This is a genomic window from Wenjunlia tyrosinilytica, from assembly GCF_014646055.1.
GTDB lineage: Bacteria > Actinomycetota > Actinomycetes > Streptomycetales > Streptomycetaceae > Wenjunlia > Wenjunlia tyrosinilytica.
Window position 1 is genome coordinate 158,207 of record NZ_BMMS01000003.1, and the last position, 26,352, is coordinate 184,558.

Below are 26,352 nucleotides of genomic sequence, written 5' to 3' on the forward strand. Positions count from 1 at the left end.
GTCCGGGCGCGCGGTCGCTGCCCGCGCACCCGTGAGGCCGCTACTCCCGCGCCCCCGTGCGGTCGCCGCGCCCGAAGCGGGCGAAAAGGCCGACCCGCTCGTCCTCGGCCACCGTGGCCGCCGCGCCCGCCGTGATCGTCTCGTACACCGACAGGATGTCGGCCCCGACCCTCGACCAGTCGAAGCGGCGCACATGGGCGCTGCCGATGCGCCGCAGCTCGGCGAGGCGTTCGGGGTCGCCGAGCAGCCGCACCGCCGACTCCGCGAGCGCGTCGGCGTCCTCCACCGGGAACAGCTCCCCCGCCTCTCCGCCGCCCAGCACCTGCCGGAACGCGTCGAGGTCGCTGGCGAGCACGGGAGCGCCCGCCGACATGGCCTCGACGAGGATGATCCCGAAGCTCTCACCGCCGGTGTTCGGCGCCACATACAGATCGACGCTGCGCAGCAGCCGGGCCTTGTCCTCGTCGCTGACCATCCCGAGGAACTCCACCTGGGAGCGCACCTTCTCCGGCAGCGACGCGGCGGCCTCCTTCTCGTCACCCCGTCCGGCGACGAGCAGCCGCACATCGGGCAGCTCCTCCAGGATCCGGGGGAACGCCTTCAGCAGCGTCGGCAGGCCCTTGCGGGGCTCGTCGATGCGTCCTATGAAGCCGATGGTCCGGCCCTGCCACTGCGGCCGGGGCCGCGCGTCGGCGAAGAACGAGACATCGACCCCGTTGGGGATCACGACGGCGTCGCCGCCGAGGTGCTCGACGAGGGTGCGGCGGGCGTACTCGCTGACCGCGATCCGGGCGCTGAGCTTCTCCAGCGACGCCTGGAGGATGCCGTAGGCGGCGATCATGGCCCGCGAGCGCGGATTGGAGGTGTGGAACGTGGCCACGATGGGGCCCTTGGCCGCCCAGCACGCCAGCATGCCCAGCGACGGCGAGGACGGCTCATGGATGTGCAGCACGTCGAACTTGCCCTCGCGCAGCCACCGGTGCACCCGCGCCGCCGACAGGAAGCCGAAGTTGAGGCGGGCGACGGAGCCGTTGTAGGGCACCGGCACCGCCCGGCCGGCCGAGACGACGTACGGCGGCAGCGGGGTGTCGTCGTCGGCCGGGGCGAGCACGGAGACCTCGTGTCCGAGGCCGATCAGATGCTCGGCGAGGTCGCGGATGTGGAACTGGACGCCTCCCGGGACGTCCCAGGAGTACGGGCAGACGATCCCGATCCTCAAGAGGTCTCCGTCCTGGAGCTCTCGGGGCTTGCGGACAGGTCCGCGAGCCACAGCCGCTGGAGCATGTGCCAGTCCTCGGGATGCTCGGCGATCCCGGAGGCGAAGGTGTCCGCCATCGACTGCGTCATGGCGGCGATCTTCTCGGCCCGGGTGCCCTCGGCCGGCACCTCGACGGCCGGGTGCACCCGGCCGCGCATGACCGGGCGCTCGTCGTAGTGGAGGGTCACGGGCAGCAGGGGCGCTCCGGTCTGAAGGGCGAGCATCGCGGGCCCGGCGGGCATCCGTGTCGCCTCGCCGAAGAAGGTGACCTCGACGCCGTTCCTGGACAGGTCGCGGTCGGCGACCAGGCAGACCAGCTTGCCCGAGCGCAGGCGCCTGGCCATGGTGCCGAAGGCCCCGGCCGCCCCGCCCTCGTGGGCGAGGACCTCCATGCCCAGGCTCTCGCGGTAGGCCACGAAGCGGTCGAAGAGCTTCTCGGGCTTGAGCCGCTCGGCGACGGTGGTGAACGGGTAGCCGCGTTCGGCGATCCACGCGCCCGCCAGGTCCCAGTTGGCCAGGTGCGGCAGGGCAAGGACCACGCCCTTGCCCGCGGCCATCCCCTCGTCCACCCGGTGCACGTCCTTGGGATCGAACGAGGCGCGCACCCGCTCGGGACTCCACGTGGGCAGCCGGAAGGACTCCAGCCAGTAGCGCATGTACGAGCGCATCCCGGCCCGGGACAGCTCGGCCAGACGCTCGGGCCCGGCGTCGGGCACGACCCGCGAGAGGTTGGCCTCCAGCCGCAGCACGCCCTTGCCGCGCTTCTTCCACGCCTGGTCGGCGATCCTCTCGAAGAGCCGCTGGGCGGCGCGCTCCGGAAGGCGCTTGACCAGGCCCCAGCCCAGTGCGTACGCGGAGTCCGTCAGGTGCTGCTTCACGAGGTGCCGCCCCCTCCCGAGGTCCCGTTGGCGGGCTCCGCCCGCTGCTCTGCCCGGCCGGCCTCGAGGGCGTCGGCCTCCGCCGCCTCCCGGTGGACGGTCCGCACCCGCTGCCACAGGGTGATGGCGCTGCCGACCGCGACGATCCACAGCGCGATGGGCGTGAGCCACTCGATGTAGGGAACGCCGAACTTGTGCAGTCCGGCGAAGCCCGTCGCCACGAGGGTGATCACCAGCCGCTCGGCCCGCTCGACGAGGCCGGAGACGTCGCACTTGAGCCCCAGGCTCTCCGCGCGGGCCTTGGTGTAGGACACCACCTGGCCGCTGGCCAGGCAGAACAGGGCGACCGCGGTGAGGGTCAGATCATTGCCCCTGCCCGCGTACCACATGGCCAGGCCGCTGAAGATGACCGCGTCGCCGACCCGGTCCAGGCTGGAGTCCAGGAACGCGCCGAAGCGGCTGGAGCGGCCGGACTGGCGGGCCATGTTGCCGTCCACCAGATCCGAGAAGATGAACAGCGTGATGACCACCGTGCCCCAGAAGAACTCGCCCCTGGGGTAGAAGGCCAGCGCGCCGGCCACCACTCCCCCGGTTCCCACCAGGGTGACCGCGTCCGGGGTGACGCCGATGCGCAGCAGGAACGAGGCGAACGGGGTGAGGACACGCGTGAAGAATGCACGCGCGTACTTGTTGAGCATGGCCTTCCCGAGGTTTGGCGGACGCCGTGCGGCCCGGGTGGGCACCGGCGGGCCCATCGTAGCCAGGCCGTCGCGCGTCGCCGCCGGAAGGCACCCGCTCGCCCGCCTCAGGGCCGGTGGCGTGACTCACCGGCGCGCTCGGCACGCTCGGCGCCGAAGAAGTCGAACAGCGGCAGCAGTCCACCGGCGAACAGGCACAGCCCGCCGATGGCCGCCATGACGTAGAGGAAGATGTGGAATGCGCTCATGGCACCAAGGTGGCTGCCGGAGCGCCCTCGCCGCGTCGGCCGTGCGGCCGGTACGGCGGCCGGTCCCTCGACCGTTCGGACGATCCCCGACTCATCCCCGCTTCGTACCCTCACCCTGTGGAAGATCCCGTTTCGCTCCCCCGCTTCGTCCGCGCGGCCGCGCGCTGGACACTCCTGCTGTTCCTGGGCCTGCTCTGGCTGTTCGACATCAACGGCTCCCCGCTGTACGGGACGACCCCGGTCCTGACCGGGGCGCTGTTCGCCGCGGTGGTGCTGATACCCGGGCGGCTGCCGCTGCGCTGGCGGGCCGGGATCGTCGGGGCCGCCTCATGGGCGGTCACCTTCGCCGTGGTCCCCGGGGACTCGTGGGCGAGGTTCAGCACCTGGGGCATGCTCGAGACCGCGGTCCTGCTGTGGGTGCTGATGCTCACCGTGCGCCGGGTCCAGCCGCCGCAGCTGGCCATGGCGGAGGGCGCGCTGCTGAGCACCGCGGTCATCGTCATGCCGCTGCGGATCATCGCCGGCACAGAGGCGCTCACCTTCAGCTTCCTGCTGACCTTCGTGGTCGCCGCGGCCATCGGCCTCGCCCTGTACCTGCGCGTCCTCGATGCCCGCAGGATCAGGGCGGTGGACGCGGTGCGGCAGAGCGAACGGCTGGAGCTCGCCCGCGACCTGCACGACTTCGTCGCCCACCATGTGACCGGCATCGTCGTGCAGGCCCAGGCCGCCCGGACCGTCGGCGCCACCTCGCCGCAGGAGGTGGAGCCGCTGCTGGCCAGCATCGAGCAGGCCGGCGCCGAGGCCCTGGCCTCGATGCGGCGCCTGGTGCAGGTGCTGCGCGAGGACGAGCGGACGGTGGCCAGGCCCGCCGAGGGGTTCACCGAGCTGACGGCGCTGACGACGGAGTTCTCCCGTACCGGGCCCTATGTCTCGCTGCGGGTCGCCGAGGCGGCGCGGGGTGCCCGCCTGGCCCCCGAGGTGACGACCTCGGCGCACCGGGTGGTCCAGGAGGCGCTGACCAATGTGCGGCGGCACGCGCCGAGCGCGGCGAGCGTCCTGGTGCGCATAGGACTGGTGGCCGGCTGCCTGGAGGTCACGGTCTGCAACGACGCCCCGGCCCACGGCGGCCACCGCGGCGCGCCCACCGGGGGCCACGGCGGGTTCGGGCTGGTGGGCCTGCGCGAACGCGTCGAGGCCGTCGGCGGCAATCTGCGGGCGGGCCCCCTGCCCCAGGGCGGCTGGGAGGTCGCCGCCCGGCTCCCGGTGCTCTCCATGACAGGATCCTGAGGCGTGACGACAACAGTGCTCATCGCGGACGACCAGGAGATGGTCCGCACCGGATTCCGGCTGATCCTCAACGCCCAGCCGGACCTGGAGGTCATCGGCGAGGCCTCGGACGGGGCGGCCTGCGTCGAGCTGGCGCGCAGGCTGCGGCCCGACGTCTGCCTGGTGGACATCCGGATGCCGCGCCTGGACGGTCTGGAGGTGACACGCCTGCTGGCCGGCCCCGGGGTGACCGACCCGATGCGGGTCGTGGTCGTCACCACGTTCGACCAGGACGACTATGTGTACGGGGCGCTGCGCGGCGGCGCGTGCGGCTTCCTGCTCAAGGACGCGGGCCCGAATCTGCTGGTCGAGGCGGTGCGGGCGGCGGCGAACGGGGACGCGATGGTCTCCCCCTCGGTGACGCTGCGCCTGCTCAAGCGGCTCGGTGACACCGCTCCGGCGACCGGTTCGTCCCAGCGGCCCGGGACGACGGCGCTCAGTGAGCGGGAGCTGGAGGTGGTCCGCCTGGTGGCCCGCGGCCGCACCAACCAGGAGATCGCCACGGAGCTGTTCGTCTCCCTGTCCACGGTCAAGACGCACCTGGGCAGCATCCAGTCCAAGCTGGATGTACGGAACCGGGTCGAGATAGCCGCCTGGGCCTGGGAGACAGGAGCTGTGGGCAGGGAGTAGGCGCCGAGGAACGGGCCGAGGGCCGCGGAGCGCGCCCGCGGCCGCGGGCGCTCGTGAGGGCGTTCGAGGGCGTTCCATGAGGTGGCACGCGGGAACCCGGAGTCCGGATTCGCGCGCTGTACGCGCTATGGACGGGCAGTGACGCTCGTGGAAAGCTCGAAAGACCGCGGGCGTCGTTGAGGCCGCCCTGGACGGGCGACGCGTCGCGCGCATCCATCCCTGCGAACATCCAACTCGCGGTGAGCGGGAGGCGAGCCCCATGGCCGACAAGACGAATGCTCATACCGGAGCCGCCGGAAGGGCACCGGCGGCCGACCAGCCCTCGTCCGTACGCAACGTGGTGCTGGTCGGCCACAGCGGCTCGGGCAAGACCACGCTGGTCGAGGCGCTGGCCCTGGCGACGGGGGCGACGACCCGTGCGGGCCGGGTCGAGGACGGAACGAGCGTCTCCGACCACGACGACATCGAGCACCGCCAGCAGCGCTCCGTGCAGCTGTCCCTGGTGCCGGTGGAGTGGACCGACATCAAGATCAATCTTTTGGACACACCGGGCTACGCCGATTTCGTGGGCGAGCTCAGGGCCGGTCTGCGGGCAGCGGACGCGGCCCTTTTCGTCGTCTCGGCCGCCGACGGCGTGGACGGCGCGACGCGCATGGTGTGGGAGGAGTGCGCGGCGGTCGGCATGCCCAGGGCCGTCGTCGTCACCCATTTGGAGTCGGCGCGAGCGGATTTCGACGAGATGGTGTCGATCTGCCAGCGCGTCTTCGGCGGCGACAACCCCGAGACGGTCCTCCCGCTCCACCTGCCCCTGCACGGCGAGGAGGCCCCCGACGGCCACGCGCCCGTGGCGGGCCTGATCGGCCTGCTCTCCCAGCGGGTCTTCGACTACTCCTCCGGGGCCCGCGAGGAGCGCGAGCCCGACCCCGAGCACCTGCCGCTGATCGAGGACGCCCGCTCCCGGCTCATCGAGGGGATCATCGCCGAGAGCGAGGACGAGACCCTCATGGACCGCTATCTCGGCGGTGAGCCCCTCGACATGAAGACGCTGATCCAGGACCTGGAGCGGGCCGTGGCACGCGGCTCCTTCCACCCCGTCCTCGCCGCCGCCCCGGCCGCCGAGGGCGCCCGGCAGGGCCTGGGCACCGTGGAGCTGCTGGAACTGGTCACCGGCGGGTTCCCCACCCCGCTCGAGCGCGAGGCGCCGGCCGTGACGACCCTGCAGGGCAAGCCCAGGGGGCCGCTGTCGTGCGACCCGGAGGGCCCGCTCGCCGCCGAGGTGGTCAAGACCGCCTCCGACCCCTACGTGGGGCGGATCAGCCTGGTGAGGGTCTTCTCCGGCACGCTGCGCCCGGACGAGACCGTGCATGTGTCCGGCCACGGGATGGAGGACCGCGGGCACGAGGACCACGACGTGGACGAGCGCGTGGGCGCGCTGTCGTCCCCGTTCGGCAAGCAGCAGCGCACGGTCGCCAAGTGCATCGCCGGTGACATCTGCAGCGTCGCGAAGCTGACCCGCGCCGAGACCGGGGACACGCTCTCCTCCAAGGACGACCCGCTGCTGATGGAGCCGTGGGTCATGCCCGATCCGCTCCTGCCGGTGGCCATCGAGGCCCACAGCAAGGCGGACGAGGACAAGCTGTCCCAGGGGCTGGCCCGGCTGGTGGCCGAGGACCCCACGATGTGCCTGGAACAGAACCAGGACACCCACCAGGTCGTGCTGTGGTGCCTGGGAGAGGCCCATGTGGACGTCCTGCTGGAGCGGCTGCGCACCCGCTACGGGGTCCAGGTGGACGCCGTCCCGCACAAGGTGTCGCTGCGGGAGACCTTCGGCGGCAGGGCAGCCGGTCGCGGGCGCCATGTCAAGCAGTCCGGCGGCCACGGCCAGTTCGCCATCTGCGAGATCGAGGTCGAGCCGCTGCCGACGGGCTCCGGGTTCGAGTTCGTCGACAAGGTCGTGGGCGGCTCGGTGCCGCGCCAGTTCATCCCCTCGGTGGAGAAGGGGGTGCGGGCGCAGCTCACCAAGGGCGTCGCCGCCGGATACCCGATGGTGGATGTGCGGGTGACGCTGCTCGACGGCAAGGCGCACTCGGTGGACTCCTCAGACGCCGCGTTCCAGACCGCGGGCGCGCTGGCCCTGCGGGAGGCGGCGGCGGACGCCGTGATCCATCTGCTGGAGCCCGTGGCCGAGGTCAAGGTGCTGGTCTCGGACGAGTACGTGGGCCCGGTGATGAGCGACCTGTCCAGCCGCCGGGGCCGGGTGCTGGGCACCGAGCCCGCGGGGCCGGGCCGCACTCTGGTGCGCGCGGACGTCCCGGAGATCGAGATCAGCCGGTACGCGGTGGACCTGCGCTCGATCTCGCACGGAACCGGGCGCTTCAGCCGCGAGTACGCGCGCCACGAGCCGATGCCGCCGCAGCACGCGGCGAAGGTCCGTGCCGAAGCCGAGGAGAAATAGGCAGGCAACAGCGAATGCCGCATGGGAAAGGCCGAAGTCGGGGAGGAACAAGCGGGGTTCGGCCGTTGCCGGGGCGCGACGCCTCGTCCGGGACGTGGCGCCCAGGTGCGGCTGTCCGGTTATCGGTTACGTGCGCGGCGGGCCGCCGATAGTCTTGGTCCGGGTGTGCCCATCGGATGATCGGGGAATGTGTCGTGCGTCGCCGCGGCGCGAACCGGTGAGCCACGCCCGCGAGTTGGATCCGGACTGGCAGGGGGCGCAGTGACCACGTTCGACTTGAGTCCCGGAGCGCAGGTTCCGCTGACGGGCCTGTCCCATCAGACCGCCGCCACACAGGCCTTGGCTTCGGCCGCCTACCGGGACGACCCGGTGTCCCTGCTCACCGATCTGGACCCCAAGACCAACCAGCAGACCGGCAAGTTCAGCATGTTCTCCCCGAACCTGGGCGAGGCGTTCTCCCGGGCGGTCCAGGAGCGCATGCTGGGCGGTGCCCGCGGGCAGGTCGTCCAGTCGTTCGGTGCCGACCCGGCCGCGGTGGTCCAGCACTGCCTGGCGGCGAGCAAGATCCGGCGCACCAGGGACGCCCGGCTGACCGCGGTCATGGCGGTGTTCGGGCTGTTCTTCCTGCCGGGCACACTGCTGTGGCTGGGGGCGTTCCAGCTGCGGCGGACCCTGCGGAGCCTGTCGAAGTCGCGCACCAGCGGCCTCGGCTCCGTGGTGCTCTTCGTGGCCGGACTGTTCTCCGTACTGCTGTTCTTCAGGCCGCCGTTCAGCGGTTTCGCCCAGCTCTACATGCGGGTGGTGATGCTGGCGCCGATCGTCGGCTGGTTCTTCGCGCAGCGGATCTGCCGTCGCACGGCCGAGGAACTGCGGCAGCACTGGTCCGACGTGCTCGACGGGGCGGGCGGGCCCTCGGTGCCGGAGGCGGTGCCGACCGGTCCGCACGACTCCAAGGCCGAGACGATGCGCCGTGAGCTGGAGAAGCTCATGGCCGAGCAGAACAGCAATGTGATCTTCTACCAGGGCCGCGAGGGCATCCTGGGCATGGGCTCGCGCTGGGGCAGCTGGCACATGGCCGAGGAACTGGTGGGCCACGACGGCGCGGAGATCAACCCGTTCCGCAGCTGGGACGTCATCCGCTCGATCCACGACCGGCTGCGCGAGCTGGAGCGCGGCCCCCTGCACACCGGCGGCTTCCCCAAGGCGTCGATACGGCACTGGGTCGTGGTGCCCCTGTCCGAGGGTGCGGGCGCCATCGAACGGCCGACGGGCACCGAGACGGAGGGCTACTCCGTCCGCGACTTCGAGGTGCAGCGGATCTGCAACGAGCAACAGTTCGGCAGCGGCAACCGGCACTACCTCGGGGTGCAGTTCGTGCTGTGGGAGGGGCAGTTGGTGCTGACCCTCATGTGCACGGTGACGGTGCTGCACAAGACGCTGAGGGTGGAGGTCACCGGGCACACGCTCGGCCCGGTCGCGCCCATGCTGAGCGGCAAGCCCGAGCCGAGGGTGCGCGAGGTCGCCAAGAGCATCAGGTTCTGGGAGACCAAGACGGTGGTGGACTCGGTGGTCAGCACCGAGGAGGTGGTCCGGCTCACGGTCAGGGCGCCGTTCACCTGGATGCCGCCGACACTGCTGGACTGGCTGGGCGGAAAGCTCACCCTGCCCGAGCCGTTCGGGTTGAGGCACTCCTGGGTGGAGAAGCCGTGGGCGAACCGCTTCATGGCCGATGACGCGGTGCGGGCGGTCACTCCGGTGCTGCGGGTGGTGCACGCCGCCACGATCCGTGTGCTGGAGGAGAACGGTGTGGACACCGAGAAGTTCAGTGCCCGCTCGCTCGTCCTGAGCGGCGTGGTGCAGGGGGCGGAGCCGAAGAAGGCCGACGTCTACGACGCCTAGCCGCGGGCCCGGCACATCGGAGATCGCAGGGCACCGCAGATCGCACAAGCGCAACTCGCCCGGCCCGGACGGAATTTGACCGTCCGGGCCAGATTTTTGTCGTGAGCATGGTTGACCCGCCGCCGACTTGGGGGCAGATTTGGCCACGCACTGAAAGGAAACTTTCCTAATGAAGGGCGATTTCATGCGCAAGCGCATCCTCACCGCCATGGCGGGCGTCGGTCTCCTCGCGGCCGCCGGGTTCACCTCCGCCGCGGGAGCGTCTTCGGCGGGCACGGCCTCGCACAAGCCTTCCTCGACCACCCGCGAGGGCACGGTCGGCGCGGCCGACCTGCTCGCCAAGGTCAAGTCCTGTTCGCAGATATCCAACGGGAAGTACCGCACCGACTCCGAGACCTCCGCCACGGTCCCGGTCTGCGGCAAGAACGGCGCGGTCTTCTGGAAAGCCGACCTGGACGTCGACTGCGACGGCCAGCGGACCTCGAAGTGCAACGAGGACACCGACCCCTGGTTCCTGCCCGACACGGCCTTCCACCAGTCCGACGGCAAGCCCCTGCGCGCCGACTCGCTCCCCTACGTCGTCGTGCCGAGCTCCAGCAGCATCTGGAACTACAGCAGCGCCGGCATCAAGGGCGGCGGCGTCGTGGCCGTCATCTACAACAACAAGGTCGAGTACGCCGTCGTCGGCGACACCGGCCCCGACAAGATCATCGGCGAGGCCTCCTACGCGACCGCGAAGGCACTGGGGATCAACCCCGACCCGGAGAACGGCGGGGCCGACTCCGGCGTGACCTACATCCTGTTCAAGAACTCGAAGGCCTCGCCCATCGAGAGCCACAGCAAGGCCGTCTCGCTCGGCGACAGCCTCGCCAAGAAGTTCCTCCAGGACAACTGACCCTCAGCGGCTGAACCACCCTGGCGCCGGGGGCAGTCGGGCAAGGACTGCCCGACCGGCCCGACCGCCCCGCGCCGTCTCTCCCGCGCCCTACTCCTCCACGGCAGCGCAGTGCTGCCATGCCTCGGCCAGCATCTTGCGTGTGTCCGCGAGGAGTTGGGGCAGCACCCGGGTGTGGCCGACGACCGGCATGAAGTTGGTGTCGCCGCCCCAGCGCGGCACCAGGTGCTGATGGAGGTGCGCGGCGATCCCCGCGCCGGCCACCGAGCCCTGGTTCATGCCGATGTTGAAGCCGTGAGCGCCGGAGGCCGTCCGCAGCGTCACCATCGCCTTCTTGGTGAACGCCGCGAGTTCGGCGGTCTCCGGCCCGGTGAGATCCGTGTAGTCCGCGACATGGCGGTACGGCACGACCATCAGGTGGCCGCCGTTGTACGGGTAGAGGTTGAGCACCGCGTACACATGCGTCCCACGCGCCACGACGAGTCCGTCCTCGTCCGACTTGCCGGGGATCGTGCAGAACGGACAGCCGTCTTCGGCCCCCGGGCCGGTCGGCTTGTTCTCGCCCTGGATGTACGCCATGCGGTGGGGCGTCCACAGGCGCTGGAACGCGTCCTGCGTCCCGACTCCGATCTGCAGCTCCGGCTCACTCGTCATGCGTGCAGCATATGACCTCCGGGCGGCCCGCCGGAGGGCGCGTCCGGTTCTCCGACGCCCCGCATTCCGCGGGGACGCGTACCCGGTTTACGATCGCTGCGCTCGACAAGCTACCAGTCGGTATCCAACGATCCCGGGGGCTCCGTCATGACCACCGCACCCAGCCGGACCGTCTACGTCGTCGGTGCGGGACCCGGCGGGCTCGCGGCCGCCGCCGCCCTGCGCGCCCGAGGGGTCCCGGCGAGCGTCCTGGAGCGCAGCGAAGCCGTGGCCGCCGCCTGGCGCGGCCACTACGACCGGCTCCATCTGCACACCACACGCCGCCTGTCCGGGCTGCCGGGCCTCGCCATCCCCCGCGCCTACGGCCGGTGGGTCGGCCGGGACGACGTGATCCGCTACCTGGAGGCGTACACCGCCCACCACCGGCTCGAGGTGCGCACCGGCACCGAGGTCGAGCGCGTGGACCGCTCCTGCGGCGACGACGGGGTCCGGTGGGCGCTGCGCACCACGGGCGGCGAGGAGTTGCGGGCCCGCGCCGTCGTCGTGGCGACCGGCCACAACCACACCCCGCACCTGCCGCCGTGGCCCGGCCGGGACTCGTTCACCGGGCGGCTCCTGCACGCGAGCGCGTACCGCTGCCCCGCCCCGTTCACGGGCCTCGACGTCCTGGTCGTCGGCGTCGGCAACACCGGGGCGGAGATCGCCGTGGACCTCGCGGACGGCGGTGCGCGGCGGGTGCGGCTGGCGGTGCGCACACCGCCGCACATCGTGCGCAGGGACACCCTGGGCTGGCCGGCGCAGGCCACGGGGGTGCTGGTGCGCCATCTGCCCCCGGCCGCGGTCGACCGCGCGGCCGGGGTGCTGGCGCGGTTGAGCGTTCCGGACCTGAGCCAGTACGGGCTGCCGCGTCCGCAGGACGGCCCGTACACCCGGCTGTTGCGCGACGGGGCGATCCCGGTCCAGGACGTCGGCCTGATCGACGCGGTGCGGGCGGGGCGGGTGGAGCCGGTTGCGGCGGTCGAGGGCTTCGAGGACGCCGAGGTGCGGCTGGCGGACGGGAGCACACTCATGCCGGACGTGGTGATCGCGGCGACCGGGTACCGGCGGGGGCTGGAGAAGATGGTCGGCCACCTCGGCGTCCTCGACGGCCGGGGACGCCCGAAGGCCCATGGCGCGACCACGCCCACGCCGGGCCTGTACTTCACGGGATACACCAACCCCATCAGCGGCATGTTCCGGGAGATGGCGATCGACGCCCGCCGCATCGCGAAGGCCGTCCGGCGCGAGGGCCCGGGCCGCGGGCCGGGCGGCTGAGGCACGGCGGACGGCCGACGCATGGCGGGCGGCTGGGGCACGGCTCAGGCACGGCGGGCGGCCGACGCACGGCGGGCGCCCGCTGGGACGCGAAGGTCCCCGCCGCCCGGCAGGGGCGGCGGGGGCCTCGGCGGGCCGGGCTGGGCTCAGGCCTGGACGCGGTCCTCGACGGCCTTGACGATCTCGTCGACGGCCTCCTGGATCGGGACGCCGTTCTTCTGCTCGCCGCTGCGGTAGCGGAAGGAGACCGCGCTCTTGGCGACGTCCTCGTCACCCGCGAGCAGCATGTACGGGATCTTCTGCTTCTGGGCGGTGCGGATCTTCTTCTGCATCCGGTCGTCCGAGCTGTCGACCTCCACGCGGATGCCGTGCTTGCGCAGTCGCGCCGCGACCTCCTGGAGGTACGGCACATGCTCGTCGGTGATCGGGATGCCGACGACCTGCACCGGGGCCAGCCACGCCGGGAACGCGCCCGCGTAGTGCTCGACCAGGACACCGAAGAACCGCTCGATCGAGCCGAACAGCGCCCGGTGGATCATCACCGGCCGCTGCCGGGTGCCGTCCGCGCCCTGGTACTCCAGGTCGAACCGCTCCGGGAGGTTGAGGTCGACCTGGATCGTGGACATCTGCCAGCTGCGGCCGATGGCGTCGCGCACCTGCACCGAGATCTTCGGGCCGTAGAACGCAGCCCCGCCCGGGTCCATCACCAGCGACAGGCCCTGCTTGCCGGCGGCCTCCCGCAGGGCCCGGGTGGCCTCCTCCCAGACCTCGTCCGACCCGATGGACTTCTCCGGGTCGCGGGTGGACAGCTCCAGCTCGAAGTCCTCGAGCCCGTAGTCCCGCAGGAGGCCGAGCACGAAGGTGAGCAGGGAGTCCAGCTCGTCCGCCATCTGCTCGCGGGTGCAGTAGATGTGGGCGTCGTCCTGGGTGAGGCCCCGCACACGGGTCAGGCCGTGCACCACGCCGGACTTCTCGTAGCGGTAGACGGTGCCGAACTCGAAAAGCCGCAGGGGGAGTTCACGGTAGGACCGGCCCCGCGCACCGAAGATCAGGTTGTGCATGGGGCAGTTCATGGGCTTGAGGTAGTACTTGTGGCCCTCCTCCAGCTCCATGGGCGGGTACATGCCGTCGGCGTACCAGTCCAGGTGGCCGGAGGTCTGGTAGAGCTCCTGCTTGGTGATGTGCGGGGTGTTGACGAAGGAGTACCCGGCCTCCTCGTGGCGCCACCGCGAGTAGTCCTCCATGACCCGGCGGATGACGCCGCCCTTGGGGTGGAAGACGGGCAGGCCGGAGCCGATCTCCTCGGGGAAGGAGAACAGGTCGAGCTCGGCACCGAGCTTGCGGTGGTCGCGCCTCTCGGCCTCGGCCAGGCGCTCGAGGTAGGCCTTGAGCTCGTCCCTGGACGGCCAGGCGGTGCCGTAGATGCGCTGCAGCTGCGGGTTCTTCTCACTGCCCCGCCAGTACGCGGCGGCCGAGCGCATGAGCTTGAACGCCGGGATGTTGCGGGTGGTCGGCAGGTGCGGACCGCGGCACAGGTCCTTCCAGCACAGGTCGCCGGTCCTGGCGTCGAGGTTGTCGTAGATGGTCAGCTCACCCGCGCCCACCTCGGCGGAGGCGCCCTCGGCGGCGTCGGCGGCGGAGCCCTTGAGGCCGATCAGTTCGAGTTTGTACGGCTCGGCCGCCAGTTCCTCGCGGGCCGCCTCGTCGGTGACCGGGCGGCGGGAGAAGCGCTGGCCGCGCTTGACGATCTCCTGCATCTTCTTCTCGATGCGCTTGATGTCGTCCGGGTGGAACGGGGTCTCGACGTCGAAGTCGTAGTAGAAGCCGTCCTTGACCGGCGGGCCGATACCCAGCTTCGCCTCGGGGAACAGCTCCTGCACGGCCTGCGCCATGACATGGGCGGTGGAGTGGCGCAGGATCGCCAGTCCGTCCTCGCTGTCGATGGCGACCGGCTCCACCTCGTCGCCGTCGGAGAGCGGGTGGGCGAGGTCCCTGAGCTGGTCGGCGACCCGGGCGGCGACGACGCCGCGGTCGCCCTCGAAGAGGTCGGCGGCCGTAGTACCCGTGGTCACCACTCGCTCTTCCCGCTCGGAATCGCGTTTGATGGTCACACGGAGGTCTGACACCGGTCTCTCCTGACTCGTTCTGCTGGTCGCAGCGGATGCTGCGTGGTGAATCGTACCGATCCCGGAGGGCTCGGGGCGAAGCGATGAGCCGCCCCGTGATCGTCGGCGCTCTCCATCGATTCCCTGCTTCGATCCGCTGCCTCGGCCGATCCCCGAGTCCTTCTCCCGTGTCCTCCTCCCGGTCCTCCTCCGGTCCTCCTCTCACTCCCCGCCTCAGTCCTCGCCCTCACGGGCTCCCCCGATGAGGTCCGCCTGTTCCTGGAGGGACTTCAGGAGCCGGTCGCGCTCCGCGTCGTCGACGTGCACGGGGGTGACGTCCTCGGCACCGATGAGGGTGCGGAAGCCTCCCCTGCTCTCCAGCCGGCCGCTGACCCGGATCGGCACCCCGGACAGATGGGCGTGGGCGGCGGTCCGGTAGTCGTCCGGCTCGAGCTCCGCCCGCACATGCCGTACGTCGGCGCCCGCGAGGACCCTCAGCCGCACCGTCCCAGGGACGCCTGGTCTCGACAGGCGCAGCCGCACCACGGAACCCGTGATGCGCACCGGCACCGAGGGTTCCAGCTCCCGGTAGCGCTCGCCCGCCTGCTGGAGGGCGGGCAGGTCACCCGGGGAGAACTCCACGGTCCGGGGGCGGTCGGCGAATCCCAGGGGCGTCCCGGCGGCGGGCGACCAGGCAAGGCAGACCTGCGCCCCCTCGCTGTCGCGGACCAGACGTACCACCGCGCGCGTCAGCTCGCGGCAGACCCCGAGCCGGACCGCGGCGTCGAAGGCTTCCATGGAGCCGGTGGCGCGCCGGTGGTCGACGGCGTCACGGACGGCCTGCAGGCCCCGCAGCAGGGTCAGGGCCGCTCCTCTGCCCTCAGGGGCGGGGATGTAGGCGGTGAGGACGTGGCCGCCCGATGACGGCCCGACGAGGACCTGGTCCACGTATCCGGCCGCGAACCGGTCGTAGCGCTGCCCGAAGAAACCGGCCGGGACGCAGTCGGCGCGCACCGCCGCCATCAGCATGGCGCGGGCGGCCGAGCGCATCCGGTCGGCGGCGTTCCACGGCACGGCGCCCGCGACGCCGGGGGCCTCGCGCTGCCAGCGGATCTCGTCGCCGGGGACGGTCAGGCCCAGCAGGATGCGGCGGGCCGAGGGGGTCCCGGAGCGGGCCAGGGCGGTGAGCGCCTCGGCGAGCAGGTCGGTGTAGTCCTCGAGGCGGCAGCCCTCGGGCACCAGGAGGCTGGGCTCGCGCTCGCCCGGCCGTGCGCCGCTACCCGGCGGGGTCCAGCGGGTGTACCTGCCGGGGACGCCGCCGCGCCGCTCCCAGCCGTTGCGGGCGAGCAGCGCCCCGAGGACGGCGGGGTCGACGCGGTCGGGGTCGGGGATCTGCGCCGGCCGGTCGGGCCGTGGTCCGGGGATGCGCGTCAAGGTCTTCCTCCCGCCCCGACCCGCGCCATGATCGCGCACAGCGCCCGGTCGTCGAAGATCCGCGAGGTCGGGATCCGGACATTGGTCCTGTGCCGTCCCGTGACGGCGTGGCCCGCGAGATTGGTCCAGTAGCAGCAGTGGCGCAGCTCCAGGCGGTCGTGGCCGGCGCGCACCCATTCCTCGCGCGCCCGGGGGGCGATCATCACCACGAGGATCTTGGGAACCGACACCGGGGTCCTGGCGAGCTTGACCAGATGGTCGTTGTCGAGGGTGAAGCCGAACGAGGTCCCACTGGGGCTGGGGGTGATCTGGTAGGTGCACTTGAGCTGCACCTTTATGGTCACTTCGTCGTCCACGAGGTGGGCGCCGGAACTGTGGCTCAGATGCCAGTCGATGCCGTTGTCCGGGAAGGGCTGGGAGAGGGAGCAGCCCGCCGCTGCCGTCACGGCGTGGAGGTAGGCGACCTGGAGGGTCTCCATACAACTGGTGGCGGCGAGCGCCCCCCGCAGCGGTTCGCCGGGCCGGGGGATCAGCGCGCCGTGCTCGGGCTGCGTGAGCGCCATCTCGGTGCCTTCCGGGCTGTGGGCGCGAGTTGGACGAGAGGGAACGGGTAACCGTGCGTAGCCACCGGGAGCATGGCGGGAATACGGCCCGTCACCTTGTTCTTCTCCCCCGGGAACGGGCCGCAAACGGCTCCGGCCGAACAGGGTTCGATGACGCTCTGTCACGGGTACACCGAGGACAGCGGGTTGCTCGCGCACAACCGCGAGGCATCTCCGTGGAAATGCTCTGACGACTCGTCATGCACCTTGCTGCCCAAGGGGGTTGGCCGATGCTGTCCTGGTTCGAGGGTCCTCTCGCCTCTTTCGACACGGAGACGACGGGCGTGGATGTGGAGCGCGACCGGATCGTCTCGGCGGCGCTGGTGGTGCAGGAGGCTCCCGGGGTTGACGCCCGCACCACCCGCTGGCTCGTGGACCCCGGGGTGGCGGTGCCGGAGGCGGCCACCGCGATACACGGGCTGACCGACGCCTTCCTGATCGAGTACGGGCGCCAGCCGGGTCCGGTGGCGGAGGAGTTGGCGCTTGCCCTGGCCGAACAGGCCGCGGACGGCGTGCCCTTGGTGGTGATGAACGCCCCGTTCGACCTGACACTGCTCGACCGGGAGCTGCGCCGCCACCTGGGCCGTGAGCTGTCCGGCTTTCTGGACCACCGGCCGCTCACCGTGCTCGACCCCCGTGTCCTGGACAAGCATCTGGACCGCTACCGCAGGGGACGGCGCACTCTCACGGACCTGTGCCTGCACTACGGGGTGACCATCACGGACGCGCACGACGCGGCCGCGGACGCCGCGGCGTCACTGGAGCTGGTGCGCGCGATCGGCCGCGGGTACGCGGCGAGGATCGGGCGGCTGAGCCCGGCGCAGCTGCACGCCCGCCAGGCGATGTGGCACGCGGCGCAGGCGCGGGGGCTTCAGGAGTGGTTCGCCAGGAACGGCTCGCTGGAGCGCTGCGACCCGGCGTGGCCGGTGCGCCCCCGCACCGCGCGTGCCGACTCCGGCGAGGCGGCGTAGCGGTTGACAGCCTTTGGGGGGCGGCCGGGCGGGCCCACCGCCGCATGGGCGGTGGGCCCGCGGAAGGGGCCGCGGGTCAGTGCGTGGGCGCGACGGTGGCGCAGATGGCGTAGACGTTGATGGCGAGGGCGGGGGTGGTGTTGACGACGGTGACCCTCCACGAGTCGCCGTCCGCGTCCGGTGCGTCCGTCACCACGGTGGCGTTGACCGGGGTGAGGGGGAAGGAGTAGCCACCGCCGAGGACCCTCTTGCCGGCCGGGCAGTTGGCGGTGACTGTCGTGGTGCCGTTCGCGGGCACCGTGCCCTCCTGGGTCACGATCTCGTACCCGGCGATGCCCCGGGGGCCCCTGTCGTTGCGGCGGGCGTCGTCTTCCTCACCCGGGTGCGGCGTGACCTTGCCGTGGGCCGCACGGGCGGTCGTGGGCACGTCATGGCCGCGGGCGGCGGCGCTGCCCGCGCCGAGACCCGCGACGGCTACGGCCGCCGTCAGTACCGTGGCCACTTTGTTGATGCGATTCATCTGGACACTCCTCAAGTTCCTGTTGGAGCCGCCGGAGGCAGCGCCGATGAGGATGCCCGAGGGGCGGCGCGAATAGTCCTATTAGCCCTTTTTCGACCCATGTGGCGGGCATAGTTCAGCCGACCGTCGGCACACACGGCACCCACCCTCACGGCCCACCGCCGTCCCGGCGATGGGCCATTGACCCGGCATCACGCACGGTGAAGCTCGTGGATGCGCGCGGCGAAGCCCCCACCCGGGGGCGCGGGTGGCCAGGCCTCACCGCATCGGTTGTGAAGCGGGAACCTCGCCCGATGCCGCGCACAGCCAAGCGCCTCAAAGACGACCAAGGTCGACCCGACGACTGCCTCCCCGGGAGGCTTCTGCCCGCCGTGAGATTTCTTCGGAAGATGAAACCCGAACGCTACCTCGCCATGGAAGTGAATGGACACACGAACTTCTACGTCCACTCGCCGGCATTCATCGAATCAGCGGCGTCTAATGACGGCCACAGGTCAGTGGTTGCGGTTGAATCTCGAATTAGCGATAGAAGGCTTGCCCTAGCCGGACATGCAACAGCTTGAGAAAGACAGGGAAGCACGAGACGTATGGCTCAAGAACCTCTACTCGTCAAGCTCGGCGACAAGATCTGCATGCTCGGCATCACCAGAAGGATTCTCGCTGCAGTACGTGTCGTCACGTGGCCCGAGATCCCTGAGGGAGCTACACCCGACACGGGGGTCACAATAAGTCTTGAGCCAGGGCCTGATCCCTCTGCGGGCATCGATATTTTCAAGCCAAGGATATAGATGGTTCTGTATTACCGGGGCTACAAACATCGCTATCGCTGAGCTGCCGTAAGCGGGTGCTCTGTTGCACCGACCGGCCCCCGCCCTACGCTTGGCCCCATGCCCACCAGCGCAGAAGTGACAGTCCGCACCCTCGACGGTCTCCACCTCGCCGGCACCTTGGTCGAGCCGGGACAGCCAACCTCCCGGGCCGTGGTGTTCGTACATGGCGGCGGCGTCACACGGGAAGAGGGCGGCTTTTTCACGCGGCTGGCGGATGGGTTGGCCGACGCGGGCGTTGCCTCGCTACGCTTCGACCTCCGCGGCCACGGGCAGAGCGAGGGTCGTCAGGAAGACCTCACGCTATCGGCCGTCCTCAACGACATCCGAGTCGTGCTGGCACAAGTCCGAGAGTCCACCGGGGCGGAGGATGCCATACTGCTTGGCGCCAGCTTCGGCGGTGGCATCTGCGCGTACTACGCCGCACAGCGTCCCGACGACGTCTCACGCCTGGTGCTCTTCAACCCCCAGCTCGACTACAAGAAGCGCACCATCGACAGTCGGCCGTACTGGGAGAACGACTACCTCCAGGAGGAAGCCGCACAGCAGTTGGCGTCGGAGGGCTTCATCCAGTTCACGCCGACGCTGAAGCATGGGCGGCCCCATCTTCAACGAGGCCTTTTGGCTACGGCCCCATGAGGCACTCGGTGACGTGCAAGCTCCGACCCTCATCGTGCACGGCACGAAGGACACCTTCGTGCCCGTCGAATCTTCGAGAGCAGCGGTCGGGCGGTTCGGCGGTCCGTGCAAGCTCGTCGAGATCGATGGCTCTCAGCACGGCTTCGCCGTCCATGACGACCCGCAGTACCTCAACCCCCAGAGCCAGGAGTGGCAGGCGTTCGTCATCCGCACCGTGACCGAGTGGGTGACCACGCCTCTGTGACCGTCAGGAGGCGCGCAGCGCTTCGCGGAAGTCTCGTACCGCAGGCCGGCTGCTCCAGCGATCCAGGGTGTGCAGCACCTCGGAGAGGACCCGCAAGGTTCGCTCCGACTTCATGGCGTGAGCGACCTCGGCAGATCTGCGGCCGAGCTGGGCAGCTTCGTCGGGCTCACCGCAGAACGCCACAGCAGCGGCACGTCGGGCGTTGAAGAACCCTGTATCGCGCCGCGACAAGGTTCCTGCCCCGATCGCCTCGCCGAACAGCTCGACCGCCATGCTCGGCTTCCCGGCCTCGGTGTAGGTGACAGCTTTGCGCAGCAACAGCGTGTCGGCGGTGAAGTACGCCCCCAGGGGCGAGGGGTCGTCACTGGGCACCGCGGCCAACAGCCCGCGGGCCTCGTCGAGCTTCTGCTTGACGGCGTCCAGCGGTTCACCGGTCATGGCCAGACCGAGGGCTTGTTGCTGCGTGACTTCGGCACGGGCGCGCGGCGGGAGTTGCCACCGCTCATGGCGCCCTGCTTGGGCAAAGGTGAGCACCCGTACGGCGTCGCGTTCGTCGTAGGCCATCTGGGACTTCTTGAGCAGGACATATCCCTGCATGGCGGCGTCATCGGCTTCCTGAGCCCACTCCATCGCGCGGTCGTACCAGAAGCCAGCCTGACCAGGTTGGCGCATATCGCGGTACAGCCATCCGGCGAACTCCGCTCCGTCGGCTCCGACCGACAAGAGCTCCCGGCGCGCCTTGGGCTTCACGCCCCGAGCATGCTGCTCGATGGCCCCCAGCAGCCCGAGGACCACCGGCAGGGTCTTCTTCGGCCCAAGGGCCCCGTCGTCACGCTTGGCGAGGTCGAGTTGAGTACGGAAGCAGTCGACGACCGGACCATCGGGACAACGGCGGGAATCCTCCAGGGCGCTCCTGGCGCGCTGGAGTTCCTCCAGGCCACGGCCAGGCAGGGCGGCAGCGGCAATGCCGCTGATGAGCGTTCGGCGGTAGAGCGGACTCATGGCCTCGAATTCCGTGGCGGTAGTACCGTCGGCTGGGAGTGCCGACAGGCTGCCGACGCCGCTCGTCGCCAGCGCTTCCGCGTCGACCGGCACGAAGACCTGTTGCCCGTTGACCACAACCGGAAGTAGCGCGGACCCTTGGTTCCGGGGCCGTTGCTCGGACTTGTGGTCGGTCCCCTGCCGCGGATTGGCAGAAGCCGCGAACTGTCGTTCACTGCCTGGCAGCTTGAACCACAGTAAGGATGCAGGGATCTTCAGGCTATGCGCCCATTGCATGAGCTTGGAGAGGTCCTGCGGCGCCGATCCGTTCTCGATCCGGCTGAGCTGCGCCTGGGTCACGCCGAGCCACTCGGCGACGGCTCCTTGCGGCAACGCTCGCTCGTGGTGCGGATGGGTGCGGTAGGCGTAGAGCACCTGGCCGAAGTGCCAGCTTTCCAGCGCCTCCCGCATCCGTGGGTGCTGCCAGAATTCGGCAGGAAGAGCGGGCGGTCGGCCGACTGACTGCCGCTCCTGACGGGTGCAGGCCCCGCACCGATCTCCGGCGTTGTCTCTGGCCAGCCGCGTACCGCAGGGGCAGAAGCGGGCCGCTTGCTGTGGTGCCATATTGCCGTCGCTCCCGCCCTTGGTGCCCCTGGCCATGCCTACCCAGCGTATTGCCGCATACGGCCCCGGGACGGCGAATACACCAGACGTATACCCGCCTATTCGCGGCCGCCGTTGGCCTGCCGACTGGCCCCCAGCAGGCTCGGGAGGCCCCGCTTTCCCCCCAGCCGACACGGGGCGGCAAGGAGCCGACACCATGCCCACAACACCCCAAGCTTGCAGCGCGACCTGCCGGCCTTCGCTGAAGCGCGCGGTTCGCGGCTCGCTGACCTGTTCGTCGAGGCCCAATGGCAGCAGCTCAAGGCGTGGCAGGAAGTTGTGACCCACTGCCACGCCAAGAACGTACGCCACGTCGTCATGTCCTCGCCCGAACACCTCCACCAGGTCCCGATCTCGGCAGAGATCATGAAGGACGAGGTCGAACGAGAGATTGGCGGCACGCTGTGGCTCGCCAAACGCTGTGAAGCGACCGCGACTTCCTGGCAGGAGGCGAGCCGTGGACAGTGAGCATTTCACCAGCCGACTGGAGTTGGCCGCCCAGCTCGAAGCTTCTCCTTGGGCTCGGCGTCACACACGGGATGTACTCGGCGCCTGGGGTCTGATGGCCGAGCGGACCGACACGGTTGAGCTGTGCGTCAGCGAGCTGGTGAGCAACGCGGTGCGGATCTGCGAGGAAACCCCGGGTGCTCCGGTGACCCGGATCGTGCTGACGCTGCGCTACCTGCCCGGCGAACTCGTGGTCGAGGTTGCGGACGGCTTCCACCGACCGCCGGTCCGCAGGACACAGGTCAGCCCTGAAGGCGAGAACGGCGGCTTTTCATCGTGGAAGCCCTCTCCAAGGAGTGGGGGGTACTTCCAGCCTCCGACCGGTGGCAAAGTCGTGTGGTGCGCCATTGGGCTGACCTGAAACGCCCCTCGGTCACCCGTGTTCCGTCATCCCCTCGTCAGGCTTTCTCTGGAGTGCGCACGTGTCCCCTCGTCGAACCGCTCGGTTCCGCAACTACGTGATTCGGGCGGACAGCGACAGCCGGAAGCTGTACCGCGCGGTGTGCGTCACCGACGAGAGCGCGTCGAGCGTCGAAGGATGATCATCCAGCACGCCACCACCCGGCACGGCAACACGTACCTCGCCGCCGACTGAACCGGGCTCTCTTCGAGGCCCTAGTCCATCCACGAGGAACCGAACGGCGGCATCCGCAGGAGCCATCAAATCAAGGAGCCGCTCGAAAGCCTGCACACGGCCTAGAACAGCAGTCACGGCCCCGCAGACGGGCAGGCGGCCCCGGCCGGCCTCTGGGCCGTACAACCGGCCGCCGAACGCGCACAGCGCCTTCCCCAGCCGGGGACGGGTGCTGCCGTGGAGCCAACAGGGGCCGCCCTGGTGGGCAGCCCCTGGAAGGTACCGGGTTCCAGTTGTCTTCTTGTGGTGGGCGATACTGGGATCGAACCAGTGACCCCTTCGGTGTGAACGAAGTGCTCTCCCGCTGAGCTAATCGCCCGGAATGTCGCAGGGTCTCCCCCGCGGGCACTCGAGAACAATACAGGGCGGCCGAGGCTTCGTTCAAACGGCATTGCGCGGTCCGGCCGCTCCCGTACTCATCGCGAGTTGAGTAGCGGTACCCATGTGCCCGCCGTCACACGTGTCGAGACTCGGGGCATGCCGCACCAGTCAGCACCCTGCCCCGGCTGCGGGGTCCCGCTGCCCTACGCCGTCCGCGCCTGCCCGCGCTGCCGTCTGCCGCTCGAAGGCCCCCTCGCCGCCGAGCTGTGGCAGGTGGACCGGACCCTCTCCGACATCGACCAGCGGCGTACCGGGCTGCTGCACCGCCGCGCCGAACTGCTCGCTGCGCTGCGTGCCCTGACGGTCGTGCAGATGGCGGCTCCCGTCCCGCGAGCGGCCGGGCCCGTGTGGGGCCTCCCCGGGCAGGCCCCGGCGGCGGCGCGGCCGAAGCGGGATGCCTCGCCCCCGACCGTCCAGAACATGCTGCTGGCCCTCGGCGGGGTGCTCCTCACCGTGGCCGCCGTCGCCTTCACCGTCGTCAGCTGGGGTCATCTGGGGATCGGCGGCCGGGCCGCCGTGCTGCTCGCCATGACGCTGATCGCGCTGGCGGTCCCGGTGCGGCTGATGCGACGCGAGCTGGCCGCGACCGCCGAGGCCGTCGCCGGACTCGGCCTCGCGCTGGCGGTCCTCGACACCTACGCCGCACGCCACACCGGTCTCGCCGGCCTCGATTCGGTGAACGGGCCCGGCTACGCGGCCGTTTGCCTCGCTGTCCTCAGTGTCGGATGGGCGTACTACGGCCGACGGGTCGGACTGCGGCTGGCCGCGCCGACCGCCCTGGTCCTGGCGCAGTTGCCGTTCAACCTCCTCGCCTCGGCGCTCACGCCCGGTGTCCACGGCATGGTGACGGGGCTGCTGGCCACGGCGGCGCTCGATGCCGCGGTCGGGCTCGCCGTCCGCCCCGGCGGACGGGCGGTGCGCGTCATCGCCGCCGCCGCAGGGGCGGTCTTCGGACTCAGTGGGACGGTCACCGCGCTCGTTCTGTCCTTCCGCACCGACGCAGTCCTGGACGCGGCCGAGGCCGCCGCCCTGCTGGCCGCAGGTGCGGCGCTCGCCCTCGGGTCGGCCCACCGCCTGCCGAAGCCGACCGCTCCTCGTGGGGCACGCCCCGACGCCGACACCTGGTCCTCGCTCCTGGCCGCCGTCGCCGGGATCGCGCTGATCGCGGCTGTCGGCGGGCTGGGCCGGACCGTTCTGCACGCCGACTGGCGGATCGTGGGCTACCTGGCCGCCGCGGTGGCGGCCCTGGGCACGGTCGCCTTCGCGGCCTCGCGGACCGGGTTCCCCAAGCGGTTGTCCACCGGGCTCGCCGCGGCCGCGGCCGCCGTGCACACGGCCGTGCTGCTGTGGGCGGCTCCCGCGCTCGCCACGGCGGTCGCCGCTCCCCTGGGATGGGGCCACTCGGCATGGGACGGAGCACCTCGCGGTTCCCGGGCCGCGCTCTCCCCCGAGTTGGTCTGGCCTGGCTCCGCCGCCGTCGCCGTGGTCCTCGCGACGACCGCCGCCGTCCTCGCGGCCGCGTCCCAATGGTCCGGCCCGGCCGATGAGCGCACGGCCGATGAACACAGGACCGATGAACGCGGGGCCGACGCGCGCACGGCCGGGGCCCGCCCCACCGGGCGGCGCTCGGCCCGCCTGGTGTGCGCGGCGATCGCCATGGGCGCCGCCACGGCCGCCGTGGCACCGCTCGCCCTCGATCTGCCCTACACCCTGGCCGTGCCGGTGCTCGTCCTCTCCTCCGGGGCCCTGCTCGCCGCCTCCGCTCTCGTGGCCCGCACGGACGCGGCCCGCACCTGCCTGGCCGCGGGGACGGCGATGGCCGCCACGGCCTCCGGCTGGTCGCTCGCCGAACGGCCCATGACCCTCGCGGCGCTGGGCCTGCTCCTCACCGCCTTCGCCGCCTCCGCCTTCCTGGCCAACGAGCCGGCGGTGAGGGCCACGGCCACCTCGGGCGCGGTGCTCGCCGCGACCGGGCTCGCCTGGGCGGGTCCGCTCGCGCTCGGCGTCCCGGCCCATGGCGCGGCCTTCGCCGTGCTGGCCGTCCGCGCGGGCTGCCTGGCCCTGGCCGCCGTCCCCGCGCTACGGGGACGCGTCGAGTCCACCGCCCTGGACTTCGTGGGCACCGTTCCCGCACTGCTCGCCATCGGCCTCGCCGTGCCTGGAGAGGGCGCGGGTCCGGTCACGGCGCTCGCGGCTTTGTGCGCGGTCGCCGCCGCGTGGCTCAGGCCCGGCCAGTGGCGGGGCGTGGCGCTCACCGAGTCGGCCGCCCTCGCCGCGCTGGCACCGCTGCTGTCCGCTCCCGCACTCGTGGAGGCGCTGGCGCGGCCGTTCCGCCCGCTGGACGCGCCCTGGTCGGGTGCGAGTGACATGGCCGCGGGTGCCATGACGTCCGCCTCCCTCCTGCTCGCGGCCGTGGTGCTGCTCTCGGCGGTCTGCGCGGTCCTGGCGGCCGCGGTGGCAGGAGGCCGGGCCTGGGCGGAGACGACGACGTGCTCGACGGCCCCGGTGGTCCTGGTCGTCGTCACGGGCTCGACGGGGCTGCCGTACCCGGCGGCTCCGGCGTGCGTGGTGATGGGCGCCGCGGCCCTGTTCGCGGTCGCCGCCGCCCGGAAGGGCATGACGGCACTGGTCGCCTCGGCCGCCGCCCTCAGCGCCACCGCCGCGGCCGCCACCTGGTCGCTCGCCGAACGTTCCGCCACGCTCATCGTCCTCGCCGCGGCCACCGTGCTGGCGGCGGGCTGCGCCGCCCGGGCGCGCTCCGCTCCGGTACGGGCGCAGACGGCCTGCGCGGCGGTGTCGGCCGCCTGCGCCGAGGCCGCCGCCCTCTCCTGGGCCGTGCACCCCGTTGCCGCGTACGCGGCGTTCCCCGTGCTGGCCGTGGCGGCGGCCACGGTGCCGCTCGCCGCCCGACTCAGGGCCCGCCCGGAGGGTGTCCCGATCGAGGTCACGGGCTACGCGGCGGCCGTCGCCGCCGTGGCGCTCACCGCGCACGACACGGCGCTCCTGGCTCTCTCCCTCGCCCTGACCGGAGTGATCGCGCTCGGCACCGCGATACGCCGGGACCGCCGTCGCGCGGCCTGCGCGGGCACGGTCCTGCTGGTCCTGGCCGCCTGGATCCGGCTGGCCGACTCCTCGGTCCACGCCCCCGAGGCCTACTCGCTGCCCGTGACCGTGGCGGCGCTCCTGGTGGGGTGGCTGCGCCGCCGCAAGGACCCCGCCTTGTCCTCCTGGACGGCGTACGCACCGGGGCTGGGCGCCACGATGCTGCCGAGCCTGGCCGCCGCGTGGACGGACCCCGACTGGCCGCGCCCGCTCCTGCTCGGAACGGCCGCCCTGGCCGTGACGCTGGCCGGCGCCCGGTACCGCCTGCGGGCCCCGCTCCTGCTCGGCGCGGGCGTCCTCGCCCTGGTGGCGGCGCACGAGCTCGCGCCCACCGTCATACAGGTCGTCGACCGGCTGCCCCGCTGGGTCCCGCCGGCGCTGGCCGGAGCGCTCCTGCTCGCCGTGGGGGCGACGTACGAGCACCGGCTGCGCGACATCCGGCGGCTGCGCGGGACCCTCGGGCGGATGAGCTGAACGCCCGGGGCTC

General features: G+C 71.4%; 22 protein-coding genes and 1 tRNA gene. 12 read left to right on the forward strand and 11 right to left on the reverse strand.

Annotation, left to right across the window (positions count from 1 at the left end; genetic code table 11):
- Positions 1–40 precede the first annotated feature (40 nt).
- The 4 genes from IEY86_RS04545 to IEY86_RS04560 form a co-directional block, all read right to left on the reverse strand.
- Positions 41–1,219, reverse strand: coding sequence for a glycosyltransferase family 4 protein (locus IEY86_RS04545; protein WP_189130199.1), 1,179 nt, complete (start codon positions 1,217–1,219; stop codon positions 41–43).
- Positions 1,216–2,136: a phosphatidylinositol mannoside acyltransferase gene (locus IEY86_RS04550; protein ID WP_189130200.1), complete on the reverse strand. Its 921-nt coding sequence runs from the start codon at positions 2,134–2,136 to the stop codon at positions 1,216–1,218. Before IEY86_RS04550 ends, IEY86_RS04545 begins: the two co-directional genes overlap by 4 nt.
- On the reverse strand, positions 2,133–2,834 hold the full coding sequence (gene pgsA / locus IEY86_RS04555) for a phosphatidylinositol phosphate synthase (protein WP_189130201.1): 702 nt from the start codon (positions 2,832–2,834) through the stop codon (positions 2,133–2,135). Before pgsA ends, IEY86_RS04550 begins: the two co-directional genes overlap by 4 nt.
- Before the next feature lie 107 nt (positions 2,835–2,941).
- Entirely contained in the window at positions 2,942–3,082 is a 141-nt protein-coding gene (locus tag IEY86_RS04560) for a hypothetical protein (RefSeq protein WP_189130202.1), read from the reverse strand.
- A 117-nt stretch (positions 3,083–3,199) separates the two neighbouring features.
- Between IEY86_RS04560 and IEY86_RS04565 the strand changes: the two genes are divergently transcribed.
- From IEY86_RS04565 to IEY86_RS04585, 5 genes are all read left to right on the forward strand, one after another.
- Positions 3,200–4,369 (forward strand): sensor histidine kinase, encoded by a 1,170-nt coding sequence (locus IEY86_RS04565; protein ID WP_229698150.1) that lies wholly within the window; start codon positions 3,200–3,202, stop codon positions 4,367–4,369.
- Between the two features lie 3 nt (positions 4,370–4,372).
- Positions 4,373–5,038, forward strand: a complete 666-nt coding sequence (locus IEY86_RS04570) for a response regulator (RefSeq protein WP_265803707.1) — start codon at positions 4,373–4,375, stop codon at positions 5,036–5,038.
- 259 nt (positions 5,039–5,297) lie between these two features.
- Positions 5,298–7,493: an elongation factor G-like protein EF-G2 gene (locus IEY86_RS04575; RefSeq protein ID WP_189130203.1), complete on the forward strand. Its 2,196-nt coding sequence runs from the start codon at positions 5,298–5,300 to the stop codon at positions 7,491–7,493.
- A 261-nt stretch (positions 7,494–7,754) separates the two neighbouring features.
- Complete coding sequence (locus tag IEY86_RS04580) at positions 7,755–9,392, forward strand: AbeC-like domain-containing protein (RefSeq protein ID WP_189130204.1); 1,638 nt, start codon at positions 7,755–7,757, stop codon at positions 9,390–9,392.
- A gap of 184 nt (positions 9,393–9,576) precedes the next feature.
- Positions 9,577–10,287, forward strand: a complete 711-nt coding sequence (locus IEY86_RS04585) for a glycoside hydrolase family 75 protein (RefSeq protein ID WP_189130347.1) — start codon at positions 9,577–9,579, stop codon at positions 10,285–10,287.
- Positions 10,288–10,377: 90 nt separating this feature from the next.
- On the opposite strand, the gene IEY86_RS04590 is transcribed toward IEY86_RS04585, so the two are convergent.
- Positions 10,378–10,941, reverse strand: coding sequence for an HIT family protein (locus IEY86_RS04590; protein ID WP_189130205.1), 564 nt, complete (start codon positions 10,939–10,941; stop codon positions 10,378–10,380).
- A gap of 147 nt (positions 10,942–11,088) precedes the next feature.
- Here IEY86_RS04590 and IEY86_RS04595 point away from each other — a divergent pair, with 147 nt between their 5' ends.
- Positions 11,089–12,255, forward strand: a complete 1,167-nt coding sequence (locus IEY86_RS04595; protein ID WP_189130206.1) for a flavin-containing monooxygenase — start codon at positions 11,089–11,091, stop codon at positions 12,253–12,255.
- Positions 12,256–12,401: 146 nt separating this feature from the next.
- Here IEY86_RS04595 and thrS read toward each other — a convergent pair whose 3' ends face one another.
- From thrS to IEY86_RS04610, 3 genes are all read right to left on the reverse strand, one after another.
- Entirely contained in the window at positions 12,402–14,381 is a 1,980-nt protein-coding gene (gene thrS / locus IEY86_RS04600; protein WP_189130207.1) for a threonine--tRNA ligase, read from the reverse strand.
- Positions 14,382–14,594: 213 nt separating this feature from the next.
- A complete protein-coding gene (locus IEY86_RS04605; protein ID WP_229698151.1) occupies positions 14,595–15,794 on the reverse strand; it encodes a hypothetical protein in 1,200 nt (399 codons plus the stop codon).
- The gene (locus tag IEY86_RS04610) at positions 15,791–16,357 is read right to left on the reverse strand and encodes a DUF4365 domain-containing protein (protein ID WP_189130208.1); all 567 of its coding nucleotides are present in this window, start codon (positions 16,355–16,357) and stop codon (positions 15,791–15,793) included. The genes IEY86_RS04605 and IEY86_RS04610 overlap by 4 nt, the downstream gene beginning before the upstream one ends.
- 269 nt (positions 16,358–16,626) lie before the next feature.
- On the opposite strand from IEY86_RS04610, the gene IEY86_RS04615 reads away from it, so the two are divergent.
- Positions 16,627–17,367, forward strand: coding sequence for an exonuclease domain-containing protein (locus IEY86_RS04615; RefSeq protein WP_189130209.1), 741 nt, complete (start codon positions 16,627–16,629; stop codon positions 17,365–17,367).
- A gap of 76 nt (positions 17,368–17,443) precedes the next feature.
- Here IEY86_RS04615 and IEY86_RS04620 read toward each other — a convergent pair whose 3' ends face one another.
- Complete coding sequence (locus IEY86_RS04620; RefSeq protein ID WP_189130210.1) at positions 17,444–17,887, reverse strand: hypothetical protein; 444 nt, start codon at positions 17,885–17,887, stop codon at positions 17,444–17,446.
- Between the two features lie 887 nt (positions 17,888–18,774).
- Between IEY86_RS04620 and IEY86_RS04625 the strand changes: the two genes are divergently transcribed.
- Positions 18,775–19,353 carry an alpha/beta hydrolase gene (locus tag IEY86_RS04625; RefSeq protein WP_229698152.1) on the forward strand — a complete coding sequence of 193 codons (579 nt, stop codon included), beginning with the start codon at positions 18,775–18,777 and terminating at the stop codon, positions 19,351–19,353.
- A 13-nt stretch (positions 19,354–19,366) separates the two neighbouring features.
- Positions 19,367–19,597, forward strand: a complete 231-nt coding sequence (locus IEY86_RS36175; protein WP_229698153.1) for an alpha/beta hydrolase family protein — start codon at positions 19,367–19,369, stop codon at positions 19,595–19,597.
- A 3-nt stretch (positions 19,598–19,600) separates the two neighbouring features.
- Here IEY86_RS36175 and IEY86_RS04630 read toward each other — a convergent pair whose 3' ends face one another.
- Positions 19,601–21,049, reverse strand: coding sequence for a helix-turn-helix domain-containing protein (locus IEY86_RS04630; RefSeq protein WP_189130211.1), 1,449 nt, complete (start codon positions 21,047–21,049; stop codon positions 19,601–19,603).
- A gap of 369 nt (positions 21,050–21,418) precedes the next feature.
- Here IEY86_RS04630 and IEY86_RS04635 point away from each other — a divergent pair, with 369 nt between their 5' ends.
- A complete protein-coding gene (locus IEY86_RS04635; protein ID WP_189130212.1) occupies positions 21,419–21,709 on the forward strand; it encodes a hypothetical protein in 291 nt (96 codons plus the stop codon).
- Positions 21,699–22,109 (forward strand): ATP-binding protein, encoded by a 411-nt coding sequence (locus IEY86_RS04640; protein WP_229698154.1) that lies wholly within the window; start codon positions 21,699–21,701, stop codon positions 22,107–22,109. Before IEY86_RS04635 ends, IEY86_RS04640 begins: the two co-directional genes overlap by 11 nt.
- A 517-nt stretch (positions 22,110–22,626) precedes the next feature.
- Here the strand turns inward: IEY86_RS04640 and IEY86_RS04645 are convergent.
- A tRNA-Val gene (locus tag IEY86_RS04645) sits at positions 22,627–22,701 on the reverse strand.
- A gap of 158 nt (positions 22,702–22,859) precedes the next feature.
- Between IEY86_RS04645 and IEY86_RS04650 the strand changes: the two genes are divergently transcribed.
- A complete protein-coding gene (locus tag IEY86_RS04650; RefSeq protein ID WP_189130213.1) occupies positions 22,860–26,339 on the forward strand; it encodes an SCO7613 C-terminal domain-containing membrane protein in 3,480 nt (1,159 codons plus the stop codon).
- Positions 26,340–26,352: the final 13 nt, after the last annotated feature.